Origin of the sequence: Polynucleobacter wuianus (assembly GCF_001659725.1) — a bacterium.
GTDB classification, from domain to species: domain Bacteria; phylum Pseudomonadota; class Gammaproteobacteria; order Burkholderiales; family Burkholderiaceae; genus Polynucleobacter; species Polynucleobacter wuianus.
This window is the reverse complement of sequence record NZ_CP015922.1, coordinates 1,353,389-1,369,157: the sequence shown is the minus strand read 5'-3', so window position 1 is coordinate 1,369,157 and position 15,769 is coordinate 1,353,389. Positions and strand designations below refer to the sequence as shown.

The window sequence follows — 15,769 nt, the reverse complement described above, 5'->3', positions numbered from 1 at the left end:
GGTTTTCTACCCCTTAAAGTTGACAGTAGCAATAAATCTAAAAAATCCAGCTCCACTATACTTTTAAGGTTAATGAAGCCAGCCATCCTACCTTTTGCCCCTGCGCTGCCAAGCCATTGGCAGGCTATTCTTGGGGGTGAAAATTCCCCTGTTAAGAGCTTAGAGGCAGTTCTGGCTTGGGTTGAGCTAGATCTTGATGCCGACTTACGCTTTGAAAAAAGCCTCTTGATGCTGACTGAGCAAGGCTTGTTTTGGACTGATGGCCAGCAATTTCAATCCTGGCCCATTAGCACCAGAGAACATCTGATTCATGGAGATCATGCTGGCGTTGGTCATTTAAAGCTTGAATCTGCCGATTCTTTAAAGCGAGTTTGGTATTTCACCTTAGCAGTCAATCCACAGATTTTGCGTTTGCAGTCAAGTTTTAGACAGCTGACTCGGGGTGAAGAGCGCAACGAGGCTGAGGTAAGCGAGTACGACAAACAGATTTGTCCAGTTTGCTTAAGTCCTAAGCCAGCAAATTCGGATGTGTGTCCAACTTGTGATCCCGAAGATGAGAAGCCGCCATCTACTTGGACTTTGTTCAAACTCTGGCGTTTTGCCAAGCCTTATAAAAACCAATTGTTACTTGGCTTCGTGTTAACACTGCTATCAACTGGTGCAACATTAATACCGCCGTATCTCACTATGCCTTTGATGGATCATGTTTTGATTCCGTATGAGCGTGGCAATCCAATTGATTTTCATTTAGCAACTAAATATTTATTGGCGCTCTTTGGTGCTGCCATTATTGCCTGGGGCTTAGGTTGGTGGAAGACCTACTTACTTGCGCTGGTGAGTGAGCGAATCGGCGCGGACTTGCGCAACACCACGTTTGAACATTTACTAAAACTCTCTCTAGAGTATTTCGGTGGTAAACGTACCGGTGACTTGATCGCGCGTATCGGTGCAGAGACCGATCGTATCTGCGTCTTCCTGTCCCTGTATGCGCTTGATTTTGCGACCGACGTTTTGATGATCACCATGACTGCAGCCATCTTGGTATCGATTGATCCGCTGTTGGCCTTAGTTACCTTGGCGCCATTGCCCTTTATTGTGTGGATGATCCATGTAGTGCGTGATCGTTTGCGTTTTGGTTTTGAGAAGATCGATCGTATTTGGTCTGAAGTCACCAATATTTTGGCCGATACGATTCCAGGTATTCGTGTGGTCAAGGCGTTTGCTCAAGAAGACCGTGAGCTCAAACGTTTTGTCGATTCGAATAAACACAACCTACAAATTAATGATCGCGTGAATCGTGTTTGGGGATTATTTTCACCAACCGTAACACTACTTACCGAAACCGGTTTATTGGTTGTGTGGGGCTTTGGTATTTGGCAGGTCGCGCATCAAAAAGTGACTGTTGGCGTATTGATTGCATTCCTGGCATATATCGGTCGTTTTTATGTGCGCTTAGATTCGATGAGTCGTATTGTGTCGCACACTCAAAAAGCAGCCGCTGGTGCTAAGCGCATCTTTGATATTTTGGATCACGTCTCCAGCGTCCCTGAGCCTATCAACCCAGCACTTCTTGGCCCAGTGCAAGGTCGTATCTCAATGCGTGGCGTAGGTTTCCGGTACGGTAACCGCGCAGTATCCAAAGGCATTGATTTAGACATTGCTCCAGGCGAGATGATTGGCTTGGTGGGGCATAGCGGTTCAGGTAAGAGCACTTTGGTGAACTTGATTTGCCGTTTTTATGATGTGAGTTCTGGATCTATTGCTCTAGATGGGCGCGATATTCGGAGTATTGCAATTGCTGACTATCGCAAATGTATTGGCTTGGTGTTGCAAGAACCATTTTTATTCTTTGGCACGATTGCAGAGAATATTGCTTACGGCAAACCTGATGCCACTCGTGAAGAAATTATCGAAGCAGCTCGTGCTGCACATGCCCATGAATTTATTCTGCGTCTGCCATTAGGTTATGACTCACTTGTCGGTGAGCGCGGTCAATCTCTATCTGGCGGTGAGCGTCAGCGTATCTCGATTGCGCGCGCACTCTTAATTAATCCAAGCATTTTGATCTTGGACGAAGCAACCTCATCAGTCGATACAACAACTGAAAAAGAAATTCAGCGAGCATTAGATAACTTGGTTAAAGGCCGCACAACTATTGCGATTGCGCACCGTCTCTCAACCCTCAGAAAGGCTGACCGCTTGGTAGTATTGGATAAAGGCGAGATAGTGGAGATCGGCTCTCATGAGCAATTGATGGAAGCTCAGGGGGCCTACTACGCCCTATACCAAGCACAGTTACGTCATGCTGCTGAGTTGGTTGAAGGCGGCGCAATTGGTGAGAGCTTAGAAGAGAGCGTAGAAAAAATTAAAGAAGAGCGACAGGACGAGAAACTACAAGCGGTTGCAAAAAATATTGGGGGAGGAGTATGACGCAAGCTACTCATCAACTGATGCGTGATGCACTTGGACGTTTAGTGTTTGTAGATGCTAAAGGCGCCTCTCATATTGGCGTTCATCCAGTACGAGCTTTTCCGATTACATCGCCGAGTGCTGGCATTGGTATCATGGATCAATCCGGCAAAGAAGTATTTTGGTATCCCGATGTTGCTGTAATTCCAAATAATGAACTTCAACTAATCGAAGAAGAATTAGCAGCGCGTGAATTTATGCCTGTGATTGAAAGAATTACAAAGGTCTCAACATTTGCGACCCCAAGTATTTGGGATATCGAAACCGATCGAGGCCCAACTCGCATTCGCCTCAGGGGTGAAGAAGATATTCGCCGAATTTCTGGCAATACACTATTAATCGCTGACTCGAATGGCCTCCAGTTTTTAATCAAAGACTCTACCGCTTTGGATAAAGTCAGCAAAAAGCTTTTGGACCGTTTCCGCTAGAATTTGTTGAGGTAAGCCGCTTTAGCTCAGTTGGTAGAGCAGTTCATTCGTAATGAAAAGGTCGCCAGTTCGATTCCGGCAAGCGGCACCAGCTAATTCATGGCTAAATTACCTATCAAAATAATAATAATCAATAAAAACAACGATTTACGATAATAGGAATCACTCAATTCCCAGGAATTTTGGTATTTTCCTCCTGTTGCATCGCAATAATATTAGGGTTATACTCTAGGTATTAACCCTTAAGGAGATTCAAATGACTGTTTTATTGAATATGATCAACCAGCTTTTTACTGAGAGCAAAACTAGCCAAGAGCAAGCTGCTCGTCATTATGATTTTGACGGCGCTTACCGTGGCATGTAATTTTAAAAATTACGCAAACCAGAAAGCCACCTTTGGGTGGCTTTTTCTTTGTCTAAAAATTCTCGCAAAGCTATGCGAACAAGCCTCAGATAAGTGCAATAGACCCAAATATCATGGGGTTATGGGGAGGGTATTCACTAGTAAGGTTTTGGGAAAAACTTGATTAGTGTCAAGAGGTCCATTGTGTAAATGCTTAAAAATCAGATAGCCCAATTTTTGGGACTGATGAGTATTTATAAAAAGTAAAAAATAGGAGATTTAAGATGAGCGGCGAGAAAACTGCAGGGCCTTTAGGAGGTCGTTGGTTTCAGCTACTAATCGGCATTATCTGTATGTCGATGATTGCAAACTTGCAATACGGTTGGACTTTATTCGTAAACCCAATTGATGCGAAGTTTGGATGGGGACGTGCAGCGATTCAGGTTGCATTCACCATTTTCGTATTGACCGAAACTTGGTTGGTGCCAATCGAGGGCTACCTCGTTGATAAATTTGGCCCACGCCCAGTAGTATTCTTTGGCGGCATCTTGTGCGGTATTGGTTGGATGATGAATGCTCATGCTGATACCTTAACTATGTTGTACGTTGCAGCTGCTGTGAGCGGTGTCGGCGCAGGTGCTGTTTATGGTACTTGCGTAGGTAATGCGCTCAAGTGGTTCCCAGATCGTCGTGGTTTAGCTGCTGGTATGACTGCAGCAGGCTTCGGTGCTGGCTCTGCATTGACTGTGATTCCAATTGCTAACATGATTGCTAATCAAGGCTACCAAGATGCGTTCTGGTACTTTGGTATTTGGCAAGGTGCAATCGTTGTGGTCCTAAGCTTGTTGCTCTCTAAGCCTATCAAGAGCGCGATCACTACAGCTAAGGCTGCCGTTGTTCAGACTCGTAAAGACTTCCGTCCAATGGAAATGGTTAAGCAGCCAGTGTTCTGGATCATGTACGTGATGTTCGTGATGGTTGCTGCTGGTGGCTTGATGGCTACTGCACAGTTAGGCCCAATTGCTAAAGACTTCCAAATTGCTGGCGTAACAGTGAGCTTGATGGGATTGGCATTGCCTGCATTGACATTTGCATTGACAGTTGACCGTGTATTGAACGGCTTAACCCGTCCATTCTTCGGTTGGGTATCTGACAAGATTGGTCGCGAACAGACAATGACCCTTTGCTTCACATTTGAGTGCTTAGGTATTCTGGGTTTGTACTACCTCGGTCGTGATCCTGTGATGTTTGTTCTGTTGACTGGTTTAGTGTTCTTTGCATGGGGTGAGATCTATAGTTTGTTCCCATCAACTAATGCAGATACATTCGGTTCAACCTATGCTGCTGGTAACGCAGGTCTTCTCTACACAGCTAAAGGGACAGCTTCATTGTTAGTGCCTTTGTCCAGCGTATTGGTGACAATGACTGGTGGTTGGGAAGCGGTTTTCTGGGTTGCAAGTTTCTTGAACGGAACTGCTGCAATCTTGGCTTGGTTTGTATTGCGTCCAATGCGTCGCAAACTCATCGAGCGTTCTGCTTGAATGTAATTCAGGTTAAAAGCCCAAGAAAAGGGGTCTTCGGACCCCTTTTTTACGGACCCCTTTTTTATTTGATCAGATAAAATGCGTCTGTGATGAAATTCTCTAAAAACCGCCTTATTCACTGGATTGCAGCTGCAGCCATTGCAATGAGCGCACTCGCCCCAGCAGTTTCGCAGGCGGTCTCGCTTGCGAAGGGTGGTCACGGTTTTGCTATGGAAATTTGTTCGGTTGACGGTAGCAAGATGCAAATTGATGTGCAGGGCGATGAACAAGATGCCGCCAATCAAGTGCAGCCCTGTCCATATTGTGTAATGCACAGTTCAATTACCCCAGCGTTTAATACTAATCTCACATTTGAAGCCCCAAATTCTTTTGCCTTGCTTCCGAAGCTTTTCTATCAATCGCCTAAACCACTCTCGGTTTGGGTAACACCTCCCTCAGCAGCACCTCCAGCACAAGCCTAAATCTTTTAGGGGCATAGCCTAGCTATGTAGTTGGCAACACAGTCGTAACTAAGTTGCCGTCATATTGTGTGGAGAAGTAAATGAAGTTGAAGCAAAGAAAAATTAGTATTTATATTGGATTGATATTTGGATCAATCCTAATTGGTGGCGTGTCTCGAGCTCAAGTAATTCCGCCGGAGTATGGTCAAAAGATTGGTGATGTCGTTGTTAGTGCTAGCCTGATTGGCACTGAATTGAAGGATATGACTCAAAATACATCCATTCTTACCAATGAAGATATTAAAAATAATCCCAATCAAACGATTGATCAGGTATTAAAAAATCAATCAAGCGTGTTTTTAAATGACACGCCATATTATGAAAAAGATGTAACGGGTCAAAGCTTAAATGTACGTGGTCTAGGTACACAACGAACCCTTGTATTGATTGATGGTGTGCCAGCCAATAACGCAATGTATGGAACGGTTGAATGGAACCGCGCACCTTTATCAGCCATTGAAGATGTTGAATTTATTCGTGGTGGTGTCTCAAACCTATATGGAAATATGGGAATGGGAGGTGTAATTAATATTACTACCAGGCAAATTAACGAAAATAAAGGAGAGGCGTCAGCTAGTTACGGCTCTTATGGCACTGGAAATGTGGCAGCATCAAAAGAGATGGCCCTTAACGACGTATTGAGGCTCCGTGTTTCTGCAGACTACTTTGCTACCGATGGCTACGTCGTGCAATCAACAATATCGCCTGCAACCACTTATCCCAATAAGAAAACTACCTCTGTACTTTCAAATCAAGCTGCGCCTTTGTTGCCAGGCATAGGTCCGGCAAGCGCGAACGCTGCAAACTACCGCCTAGATGGGTCATTGAAATTAAATTCAGATACCGATGCATTTTTTAAAATCGGATCCCACAACTTCACCAATTTATCAGGACCGGGGTATTCCTTTGCACCCAAAACAATGCAGCAAACGACTTTTTCAACTGGTGTTGTGACTCGTTTAGGTAGCGACCATAGAGTAGAGGCTAATGCATTCTATGAAAATGGCAATTTATGGCAACAAAATGTTTCTAATTCTCCGCCTGCATCGGCTTATATAAGTTCAAATTACGCAAATCCCTTTTCAACGGTTGGCGCCTCTGCAAAATCAATACAGAAATTTAATGATTTCGCAATAGACGAAGTTATGGTTGGCGTGGATGGAAGGCAGGTTGCCGCACAGAATTTAACTAACTCCTTCAGCGCATTGAGCTCAACTAGTAATCAGCCTGGCACCATGACATCCTCTGCGTACGCTAAAGGTCAGCAAGAGTTTTATGGCGTTATGACACAACTTAAATCTAAGGCGAGCTATATCCCTCTACAGGCTACCCTAACACTTCGTGAGGATCAGTGGCAGAGTCAAACACCTACATATTGGCTAGCTGGTAGCAACAATGTTCCCGGATATACAAGCGTCCCAAATCAAACTGTATACAAATTTAGTCCTAACTTAGGCTTGCTTTTACAGGCCACCAAAGAGCTGGATTTTAGGGCCGCAGCTTATCAAGGTTTTCATGCTCCAGGACTTAATAACACTATTCGATCATATGCTAGCTCTACATCCGTTAGCCTTTCCAATCCCAATTTGACCCCCGAAAATATGACAGGATATGAGGTTGGAACAGACTACAGATGGAATGCTGGCTTTGTTCAGGTGACTGGTTTTAGATCAATGCTCTCTAATGCAGTTTATAACCCACAAATTACTACTGCTGCCGCTCTAGCAAATGGTTGCCCAAGCACAGTATGTACTGGGCAGACGGTAACTCTCTATGGTAATAATCAAAATCTACAGAGCCAGGGTCTGGAAGTCCAGGCTCATCATGATCTCAATCCTCATTGGGCGATAGATGGAACTTATACCCTGACAAACACCATTCTTACTTCTATAGGTGCTGGGGTAGATCCCAAATTAAATCCGGTGGGCAGTCAGGTTGGTGGTGTTCCCCAAAATATGGGGTACGCAGCATTAACTTACTCTCCATATGAGAAAACTAGCATTAGTGCGAATGTTCGCTATATCGGTAATTCATGGATGGATGCTCCACACACCTTACCCGTTCCATCCTATGCTGTTATTGGATTGAGAGCCAATTACCAAGTGACTCCTCAAGCATCAGTATTTGCTTCGGTGGTTAACTTATTTAATAGAACCTATATCACCTATAACGCAGCGACATCTCAGGCGAGTTATACACTTGGTCAACCACAATCCATCACCGTTGGCGCGCGTATCATCTTCTAATGCTTAAATCCTCTTGCCATCTATCATTTAAAGCTCTCTTCATGGGTGTTTTGGGGTCGGTCGCATTTAATTCTGCGTTTGCCCAAATGGATCACTCGTCTCATATGATGGGCGCTTCTTCTTCAAAGCCTACCGCTTGCACTGGGTCTGGGTTAGATTGCGCAAATGCAGCAACCCCATTCTTTATGGCAGATGGCAAGTTATTGTTGGCATGGACTGGGGGCGGTGTGGTTTCTGTTGCCCAGTCGATGGATAAGGGAAAAACATTTTCTACTCCCGTAGTTGTTGCTGAGCATGGGAAGTCTTTGGATACAGGTGCTGATGCACGCGCTCAAATTGTTGCTGACAAGACTGGTAATGTGCTGTTGGCTTATGCATTCTTCAAAGATTCCAACTGGAATGCCCAGATCAATATTGCAAGATCCTTTGATGGTGGGAAAACGTTTTCTCAGCCCCAATCTTTGGTAAAAGACAGTTCTAGCCAGCGCTTTCCTTCGGTCGTTATTCGACCTGACAACTCTATCTTTATTGCATGGATTGATAAGCGCTTAGTGGCTGATGCCAAGAAGTCAGGGCAGCAACGTTTGGGTGGATCCATAGCCTATTCGTTTTCTAATGATGGTGGCAATAGTTTTACTCCAGAATTAATTGCCAATGAAGCTAGTTGTGAGTGCTGTCGCATTGGGGCTAGCTTAGATCCCCAGGGCGGGGTCGGTATTATTTATCGCGCAATATTCCCTGGTGGTATTCGGGATCATGCGACTCAGATCATTACACCAATGGGTGCCAGCAAGACGCAACGCGTTGCTAGAGATGAGTGGAAAACGGATGCTTGCCCGCATCACGGGCCAACTATCGCTATATCGAGCTCAGGAAAAATCCATGTAGCCTGGTTTACGCAAGGTAGTGCTCGCTCCGGTGTTTTTTATGCCAGCTCTAGCAATCAAGGTGAAGCCTATTCCAAACCCCAAAGAATTGGCGCGGAAAATGCGAATGTATCAAGACCTTATTTGTTAGCAATCGACCAATCCGTTTGGTTAGTCTGGAAAGAGTTTGATGGCGCGAAAACTTCTGTATACCTCAAACAATCACTTGATGATGGAAAGAGTTGGTCACCCCCAAAGGTAATCAGTGCTACCACTGGATATGGTGATCACCCTTTGCTGGTCAGTCATGGAAAAGAGGTTTATCTCTCATGGCTCACTCGTGAAAATGGGTATCAATTGATTCCATTAAACTCAAAATAATGAAAAAACTACTAAGCATCTTATTTGTCCTCTTGGCATTTATACAGTCTGCATATGCCCAGAGTAGTGCATTAAAGCCTTATCAAAAGGGCGATTGGAAGACTGTTACCAAGTCTTATGCTGGGCAGCCTATTGTCATTCATTTTTGGGGCGTTACTTGCTCGCCTTGCGCAAAAGAAATGCCGCTATGGGGAAAATTTCTAAGTCAAAATAAAAACGCCAAAATTATCTTTATTCAGGTTGACGATGTTCCCTCGGAGAGTGCATCCAAGATGCTCACAGTTGCTAATGTCAATCCTGTCGGTAACTACACTTTGGCATCGCCTTTTGACGATGCTTTGCGTTATGAGATTGACCCCAAATGGCGGGGTGAAACGCCAATGACGCTATTAATTGATAAGAATGGGAAAGTTATTCGCAAGACTGGCAGTATGGATTTTGAGAAATTAAAGCAGTGGTATGCCATTGGTGCATAAGGGATTTGGCAAGATTATTTAAGGAGAGGTAAATGAAAAGATCATTATTAAAAACGTTATCTATCAGTATTCTCAGTTTGGGATTCTGCGGATCATTAATGGCCCAGGATGTCTCAAAGACTGTCACTACTAATGCAATCAAAATTGAAAATGCCTACACACGTGCTACTGCGCCAGGTCAGCAGGTAGCGGGTGGATTTATGAAGATTGAGAACAAGGGTGCTGCCAGTGATCAGCTAGTGTCTGCTAGCTCACCATCTGCAGGAGAAGTGCAATTGCATGAAATGGCTATGGACGGCAACGTCATGAAAATGCGCCAGGTAAAAGATATTGCTGTACCTCCCAATGGCGCTGTAGAACTCAAGCCAGGTGGCTACCACTTGATGTTCATGAACCTAAAAGGACCTTTTGCTGCTGGTCAAACCGTTCCAGTAAAGCTGAAGTTTGCTAAAGCAGGTGAGGTAGAGGTAAAGCTTCCCGTAAATGCAATGGGAGCGATGCACGATAAGCATTAATCCCCTTGAGGTAGCTAATAAAAAAGCCCCTGATTTTATTCAGGGGCTTTTGTTTTATTGCTTGCTGCTTATGTATTAGGTGAGATCTAAATCCAAATCCGTTACCGCACCTTTACTAGCACTACTTGCTAGGCTTGCATACTTTGCCAGGAGGCCGCGGGTATAACGTGGCTTAGGTTGTTTCCAAGTTGTGCGACGTTTTGCAATCTCTTCATCGCTTACATTGAGTTGAATGAGGAGTTTATGTGCATCAATAGTCACTGAGTCACCTTCATTGATCAGGGCAATTGTGCCGCCTACATAAGCTTCTGGAGCAACGTGACCAACTACCATGCCCCAAGTGCCGCCTGAGAAACGACCATCGGTAATGAGGCCAACAGACTCACCTAGACCTTGGCCAACTAAGGCAGAGGTGGGGGAAAGCATTTCACGCATGCCTGGACCACCTTTAGGGCCTTCGTAGCGAATAATCACGATGTCACCATCTTTGATCTTTTGCGCCATGATGGCTGCCATTGCGTCATCTTCAGAGTCAAACACACGGGCTGGTCCAGTAATCGATGGGTTCTTAAGGCCGGTAATTTTGGCTACGCAACCTTCTGGGGAGATATTGCCCTTCAGAATGGCCAGGTGACCTTGCTTGTACAAAGGGTTGTCCAGAGTGCGAATGACTTTTTGATCAGCGCGGGGCACTGAAGGAACATCTTTCAACACTTCAGTAATGGTTTTGCCAGTAATTGTCATGCAATCGCCGTGTAGCAATCCGCCATCGAGCAAAATCTTCATTACTTGTGGAATACCACCAGCTTGATGCAAGTCAGTTGCTAAATAGGTGCCAGACGGTTTCATATCCACGATGACAGGAACACGCTTACGAATGCGCTCAAAGTCATCAATGGTCCAGTCGATTTCAGCTGCGCTAGTGATTGCCAAGAAATGCAATACTGCATTCGTTGAGCCACCAACTGCCATGATGACACTCACTGCGTTCTCAATCGATTTCTTAGTGATGATGTCGCGTGGGCGGAGATTGTTTTTAATTGCCTCAACTAGTACGCGTGCAGATTCAGCGGCGCTAGCTACCTTTTCAGCATCTTCATTTGCCATGGTGGATGAGTAGGGAAGGCTCATGCCTAGGGCTTCAAAGGAAGAGCTCATGGTATTGGCGGTATACATACCACCACATGAGCCGCTACCTGGGCAGGCGTGCTGCTCAACGCCTTTGAGATCTTCTTCACTCATACGCCCAGAAGTAAATTCACCAACAGCTTCAAATGCGGAAACAATATTGAGGTCTTTGCCTTTGTAATGACCTGGCTTGATCGTGCCACCATAAACATAAATTGCAGGTACGTTTGTGCGTGCAATCGCCATCATGCCGCCTGGCATATTTTTATCGCAACCACCAATCACGACTACACCGTCTTGCCATAAACCATTAACACAAGTTTCAATGCTATCGGCAATCACTTCGCGTGACACGAGGGAATATTTCATGCCTTCAGTACCCATGCCAATACCATCAGAAACAGTTGGCGTGCCAAACATTTGGGCTTTTGCACCCGCTTCTTCAAGTGCCATCACCGCGGCATCGGTTAATTTCTGTAAACCACTATTACAGGGAGTGATGGTGGAATGACCATTTGCCACGCCAACCATGGGCTTTGAAAAATCCTTTTCCTGATAGCCCATTGCGTAATACATCGAACGATTTGGTGCGCGAGCGACTCCCTCGGTGACCATGCGTGAGCGTTCATTAAGGCGTTTCATGCTTATTACTCCAGAAAAGGTTAAATGCGAAAGGCTCTATTGTGCCGTGAGATTAGTTGGGGGGTACCCTAGCTATATAGGATGGATTCGCCTTAGATTATGTTGCGCTGCAATACAAAAAAGCAAATAAATCATTTATGCGGTTTGGACTCATTTGCTAAATAAACACTTTTTCCTTTGAATTCAATAACTAAAGTTGGGTATATCTGCTTAATGAGCGAGGACTTTATGCGGATATTTGTATAGGAAAGTCGGCCATTTGCTGATGCTGCCAATAAGTTTGACAGGGCGGGGGTGATAGTTTCAGCTCTCGCGGGTTCAAAGTAAAAGTTCTCAAGTAAATAGCTCGAAACAGTGGCTTGAATCAGGCTTGGAAAATTAGTCCGTAAGTCACCAGCCTTAAAGCTCAGTATCTTGATGGTATTTAAGTACTAATATTTAATAAAGCATTAAAGTAATCAATACATTAGAGTGATACCAATATCAAAAAGCGAGACAGTTCAGAGATGGGCAATCCAGCAAAACTTCCGGAGATTCGAAAAGAGGCTTTCTCTAAAGCCCGGGAGAGTCTTGGTTTAACTACTAAAGATTTATCTGGAATGGCTTGCTTGTCAGTGCGCCAAATTGAGCAACTTGAAAATGGTGAATCCAGCGCTTTTTATGGTCCTCAAGTTAAAGTCACTGCAGCAAAAAAAGTTGCAGCACTATTGAAGCTAAAGGCAGAAGATGCTTTTGATTCTGGCGATGCTACTCCACCGAAACCAGTTGAGATAGAGATATCTGCAGTAGAGGCAAAGCCGGTGCAAGCGACAGGTGCTACGCTAGTGGAAAAAAATGCGCAGCCCAGCGTGACTAAGGTTCCCGAAAAAGCAAAAGAGACAACATTTTTTTCAACATCCTCATCAAGCAAGCAAAACAATCCAAAGAAAAAATTATTCGTTCTTTTGGGCATCGCTGCAGCATTAACATTTCCGATTGTGAATCTGCGCCCCATATTTTTTCCGGAGCCAGTCAAGGAGGAGCTTGTCATTATTGAAGAGCCTGCTCCAGTGAACCCGCCTGCAGAGCCAGTGGCGGAGACCAAGCCTGAAGAGAAGACCGCGCCAACTACTTTTGCTGCTGCTCCAGCCGCTGTTGCTACCCCTGTAACTTCCTCTGAATGTCCGCCTGTAGATGCAGCCGGGGTGAGCTATAAGACGGATGCACCTAAAAAGGCAGGAGATATGGTCTTTCTGCAATCCAAAACTGCCCAAACAGTTTGCGTGGTTGATGCCAGTGGCAAGACCCAAAATAAAATCTTAGAACCTGGAGTAGGGGTCAGTATTTTTGGTAAGCCACCCTTAAAAGTATTAACCTCAGGACAGGCTCAAGTCGATATGTATTATCAGGGCGTGAAAGTACGCCTATCCAATACCACTGCGAAGACTATTATTTTGGAACCGGCTGAAATCGTTCAGCCTGCCGTTCCAACAGACTCTCAGTTACGTTAATAACTGAGCTATTCAATAGCGGTTTGATTAAACCGCTGATTCGTTAGTTTCACCGGTACGAATACGAATCACTTGTTCAACTGCAGTAACGAAAATCTTTCCGTCACCAATCTTGCCAGTACGTGCAGCTTTGGTAATAGCCTCAAGCGCAGCTTCAACACGATCAGTAGGAACTACAGCCTCCACTTTTACCTTAGGTAAAAAGTCCACTACATACTCGGCGCCACGGTAGAGCTCGGTGTGACCTTTTTGACGACCAAAACCTTTTACCTCAGTAACAGTTAGGCCGGTAACACCCACTTCAGCCAATGCCTCGCGAACTTCATCGAGTTTGAACGGTTTAATGATTGATGTAATGAGTTTCATGGTTTTCTCCCTATTGCAGTAATCATACCTAGAACTGGAAAGAAGTGCCAAATTTGGCGCCTTCCGGACCCTCAGGCTCTGAATTGTGAAGTGATGGGGTAGCGCCAGTCACGGCCGAATGCGCGTGTTGTCACGCGAACCCCTGGAGGGGCTTGGCGACGCTTGTACTCATTAAGTTTGATGAGGCGAGTTACTTTTTCTACGCTCTCGGGATCATAACCCTCAGCAATGATCTGCTCAATCGATTGGTTCTGCTCCATATAGCGCTCGACGATGCCATCTAAAACTTCATATGAAGGCAAACTATCTTGGTCAGTTTGATCTGGGCGTAATTCAGCCGAGGGCGCGCGGGTCAAAATACGTTCTGGAATCACTGGCGCAATACTATTGCGATAAGTACACAAGCGATACACCAAAGTTTTAGCGATATCTTTAATTACTGCAAATCCGCCAGCCATATCACCATACAAAGTGCAGTAGCCGACTGCCATCTCACTCTTATTGCCCGTTGTCAGAACTAGTCGTCCAGTCTTATTGGATAGCGCCATGAGCATCGTGCCACGTACGCGGGCCTGAATATTTTCTTCAGTGGCATCGACCTTCATGCCCTTAAATTGCTCTGCCAAGGATTGCTCTAGAGCATCAACTGGTCCGCTAATCGGAATCTCGTCATACTGAACGTCTAGGTTTTTGGCTAATTCGCGGGCATCAATCCAAGAGATATCTGCCGTGTAGCGAGAGGCCATCATGACCGCTCGCACTTTATCTGCACCAAGAGCATCAACTGCAATGGCTAGGACCAGCGCAGAATCTACGCCACCCGATAAGCCAATAATGACCCCAGGAAAACGATTCTTGGTAACGTAATCGCGCACGCCCAATACCAAGGCTTGGTAAGCCTGCGCTTCAACACTTTGTGGTGGGGAGATTAAGTCTTTTTCGAGCTCGCCCGCTGCGGTCACATTCACAATGCCAAGGCCAGTTTCAAACTGAGGCATAGACATGACAACTTCACTATTTTTATTTAGAGCGAATGATCCGCCATCAAACACCAATTCATCTTGACCGCCAACCGCATTGACATATATCAAAGGCATTTGGGTTTGATCAATGTGACCTCGCAATACATCGATACGTAGCGCTTCTTTTTTCAGGTGGTATGGAGATGCATTAGGAACGAGCAAGATTTGCGCACCAGCAGCGTGGGCTTGTTTGGCTGGTCCTGGGTGCCATGCATCTTCACAGAGTATTAAGCCATACTGAATGCCTTCACATTCAAATACGCAAGCTTGATTGCCAGGCACAAAGTAACGTACCTCATCAAAGACTTCATGATTGGGCAATTCTTGTTTGGCATAACCTGCAATCACTTTGCCATTGCGCAAAACTGACGCGTAGTTTTGTAAACCTGCAGATGTTTTTTTGGGGTGACCTACGATCACTGTAAGGTCAGCATATTTGGCTAACTCTTTCATCAAGAGATCAAGCTGTACCTGCGCTGCCTGAATAAAAGCAGGGCGGAGTAATAAGTCTTCTGGTGGGTAGCCGGTAAGAGAAAGCTCAGGTGTAACTACGAGCTTGGCGCCTTGATTAAAGGCATCCGAGGCGGCTTTGTGAATCAGTTGCGCGTTACCAGCCAGATCACCCAGAAGAGGGTTCATTTGGGCTAGGGCAATTTTCTGTGCGCTCACTCCGAATCACAAAGCCTGTATTAAAAAGAATCTAAATCAATACTAAATTAAGCGTGCTCTTTGTTGTAACGATCAATGCCCTCAAGAATTTCCTTGTGAGCATCCGCAACGCCACCCCAGCCTTTAACTTTGACCCACTTGCCTTTTTCAAGATCTTTGTAGTGCTCAAAAAAGTGTTGGATTTGATTTAAACGCAATGGGTTCATATCTTCTGGTTTTTGCCAATGGGTATAGATTGGCAAAATTTTGTCTTCTGGAACTGCCAACAACTTGGCGTCTTCACCACCTTCATCTTCCATTTGCAAAACGCCAATCGCGCGGCAAGCAACGACCACACCTGGAATGAGTGGGAACGGGGTAATGACGAGAACGTCAACAGGGTCGCCATCACCGGCGATCGTTTTATTGATGTAGCCATAGTTACACGGATAGTGCATTGCAGTGCCCATGAAACGGTCAACGAAAATAGCGCCACTCTCTTTATCCACTTCGTACTTCACTGGATCAGCGTTCATTGGGATTTCAATAATGACGTTGAAGCTCTCAGGGATCTTTTTGCCTGGCTTGACGTTGTCGAGACTCATAAATACTCCGAATAAAGATTAGTAAATACCCTGATCCTGTGGAGGGGGCGCAGGGGTGATTCTGTTACATACTGATACAGCTTAAAGACTATAGTTTAAA

General features: G+C 45.2%; 13 protein-coding genes and 1 tRNA gene. 10 read left to right on the top strand and 4 right to left on the bottom strand.

Annotation, left to right across the window (positions count from 1 at the left end):
* The first annotated feature begins 72 nt into the window (after positions 1-72).
* The 9 genes from A8O14_RS07085 to A8O14_RS07045 all read left to right on the top strand — a co-directional run bounded on the left by A8O14_RS07085 (position 73) and on the right by A8O14_RS07045 (position 9,768).
* Complete coding sequence (locus A8O14_RS07085) at positions 73-2,430, top strand: cyanophycin metabolism-associated ABC transporter (protein ID WP_068948860.1); 2,358 nt, start codon at positions 73-75, stop codon at positions 2,428-2,430.
* Complete coding sequence (locus tag A8O14_RS07080; RefSeq protein ID WP_068948859.1) at positions 2,427-2,897, top strand: cyanophycin metabolism-associated DUF1854 family protein; 471 nt, start codon at positions 2,427-2,429, stop codon at positions 2,895-2,897. The genes A8O14_RS07085 and A8O14_RS07080 overlap by 4 nt, the downstream gene beginning before the upstream one ends.
* Positions 2,898-2,912: 15 nt before the next feature.
* Positions 2,913-2,988: transfer RNA gene (locus A8O14_RS07075), tRNA-Thr, on the top strand.
* A 536-nt stretch (positions 2,989-3,524) separates the two neighbouring features.
* Complete coding sequence (gene oxlT / locus A8O14_RS07070) at positions 3,525-4,781, top strand: oxalate/formate MFS antiporter (RefSeq protein ID WP_068948858.1); 1,257 nt, start codon at positions 3,525-3,527, stop codon at positions 4,779-4,781.
* A gap of 92 nt (positions 4,782-4,873) precedes the next feature.
* Positions 4,874-5,245, top strand: coding sequence for a DUF2946 family protein (locus A8O14_RS07065; RefSeq protein WP_068948857.1), 372 nt, complete (start codon positions 4,874-4,876; stop codon positions 5,243-5,245).
* A gap of 80 nt (positions 5,246-5,325) precedes the next feature.
* Positions 5,326-7,530 (top strand): TonB-dependent receptor, encoded by a 2,205-nt coding sequence (locus A8O14_RS07060; protein WP_068948856.1) that lies wholly within the window; start codon positions 5,326-5,328, stop codon positions 7,528-7,530.
* A gap of 86 nt (positions 7,531-7,616) precedes the next feature.
* On the top strand, positions 7,617-8,777 hold the full coding sequence (locus tag A8O14_RS07055) for a sialidase family protein (RefSeq protein ID WP_228385051.1): 1,161 nt from the start codon (positions 7,617-7,619) through the stop codon (positions 8,775-8,777).
* Complete coding sequence (locus tag A8O14_RS07050; protein ID WP_068948855.1) at positions 8,777-9,253, top strand: TlpA family protein disulfide reductase; 477 nt, start codon at positions 8,777-8,779, stop codon at positions 9,251-9,253. Before A8O14_RS07055 ends, A8O14_RS07050 begins: the two co-directional genes overlap by 1 nt.
* Before the next feature lie 32 nt (positions 9,254-9,285).
* Entirely contained in the window at positions 9,286-9,768 is a 483-nt protein-coding gene (locus A8O14_RS07045) for a copper chaperone PCu(A)C (protein ID WP_068948854.1), read from the top strand.
* 75 nt (positions 9,769-9,843) lie between these two features.
* Here the strand turns inward: A8O14_RS07045 and ilvD are convergent, their stop codons facing one another.
* Positions 9,844-11,538 (bottom strand): dihydroxy-acid dehydratase, encoded by a 1,695-nt coding sequence (gene ilvD / locus A8O14_RS07040; protein WP_068948853.1) that lies wholly within the window; start codon positions 11,536-11,538, stop codon positions 9,844-9,846.
* Between the two features lie 506 nt (positions 11,539-12,044).
* Here ilvD and A8O14_RS07035 point away from each other — a divergent pair.
* The gene (locus A8O14_RS07035; RefSeq protein ID WP_068948852.1) at positions 12,045-13,028 is read left to right on the top strand and encodes a helix-turn-helix domain-containing protein; all 984 of its coding nucleotides are present in this window, start codon (positions 12,045-12,047) and stop codon (positions 13,026-13,028) included.
* A gap of 27 nt (positions 13,029-13,055) precedes the next feature.
* Here the strand turns inward: A8O14_RS07035 and A8O14_RS07030 are convergent, their stop codons facing one another.
* From A8O14_RS07030 to ppa, 3 genes are all read right to left on the bottom strand, one after another.
* A complete protein-coding gene (locus A8O14_RS07030; protein WP_068948851.1) occupies positions 13,056-13,394 on the bottom strand; it encodes a P-II family nitrogen regulator in 339 nt (112 codons plus the stop codon).
* Between the two features lie 71 nt (positions 13,395-13,465).
* Positions 13,466-15,085 (bottom strand): NAD+ synthase, encoded by a 1,620-nt coding sequence (locus A8O14_RS07025; RefSeq protein WP_068948850.1) that lies wholly within the window; start codon positions 15,083-15,085, stop codon positions 13,466-13,468.
* A gap of 47 nt (positions 15,086-15,132) precedes the next feature.
* Positions 15,133-15,669 (bottom strand): inorganic diphosphatase, encoded by a 537-nt coding sequence (gene ppa / locus A8O14_RS07020; RefSeq protein WP_068948849.1) that lies wholly within the window; start codon positions 15,667-15,669, stop codon positions 15,133-15,135.
* Positions 15,670-15,769 lie beyond the last annotated feature (100 nt).

What these genes read in the sequence shown, in the direction of transcription:
- A8O14_RS07055 (WP_228385051.1), top strand. Translation starts at nt 7,617, where the DNA reads ATGGATCACTCGTCTCATATGATGGGCGCTTCTTCTTCAAAGCCTACC.
- A8O14_RS07080 (WP_068948859.1), top strand. Translation starts at nt 2,427, where the DNA reads ATGACGCAAGCTACTCATCAACTGATGCGTGATGCACTTGGACGTTTA.
- ilvD (WP_068948853.1), bottom strand. Translation starts at nt 11,538, where the DNA reads ATGAAACGCCTTAATGAACGCTCACGCATGGTCACCGAGGGAGTCGCT.
- oxlT (WP_068948858.1), top strand. Translation starts at nt 3,525, where the DNA reads ATGAGCGGCGAGAAAACTGCAGGGCCTTTAGGAGGTCGTTGGTTTCAG.
- A8O14_RS07065 (WP_068948857.1), top strand. Translation starts at nt 4,874, where the DNA reads ATGAAATTCTCTAAAAACCGCCTTATTCACTGGATTGCAGCTGCAGCC.
- A8O14_RS07030 (WP_068948851.1), bottom strand. Translation starts at nt 13,394, where the DNA reads ATGAAACTCATTACATCAATCATTAAACCGTTCAAACTCGATGAAGTT.
- A8O14_RS07050 (WP_068948855.1), top strand. Translation starts at nt 8,777, where the DNA reads ATGAAAAAACTACTAAGCATCTTATTTGTCCTCTTGGCATTTATACAG.
- A8O14_RS07060 (WP_068948856.1), top strand. Translation starts at nt 5,326, where the DNA reads ATGAAGTTGAAGCAAAGAAAAATTAGTATTTATATTGGATTGATATTT.
- ppa (WP_068948849.1), bottom strand. Translation starts at nt 15,669, where the DNA reads ATGAGTCTCGACAACGTCAAGCCAGGCAAAAAGATCCCTGAGAGCTTC.
- A8O14_RS07085 (WP_068948860.1), top strand. Translation starts at nt 73, where the DNA reads ATGAAGCCAGCCATCCTACCTTTTGCCCCTGCGCTGCCAAGCCATTGG.
- A8O14_RS07035 (WP_068948852.1), top strand. Translation starts at nt 12,045, where the DNA reads ATGGGCAATCCAGCAAAACTTCCGGAGATTCGAAAAGAGGCTTTCTCT.
- A8O14_RS07045 (WP_068948854.1), top strand. Translation starts at nt 9,286, where the DNA reads ATGAAAAGATCATTATTAAAAACGTTATCTATCAGTATTCTCAGTTTG.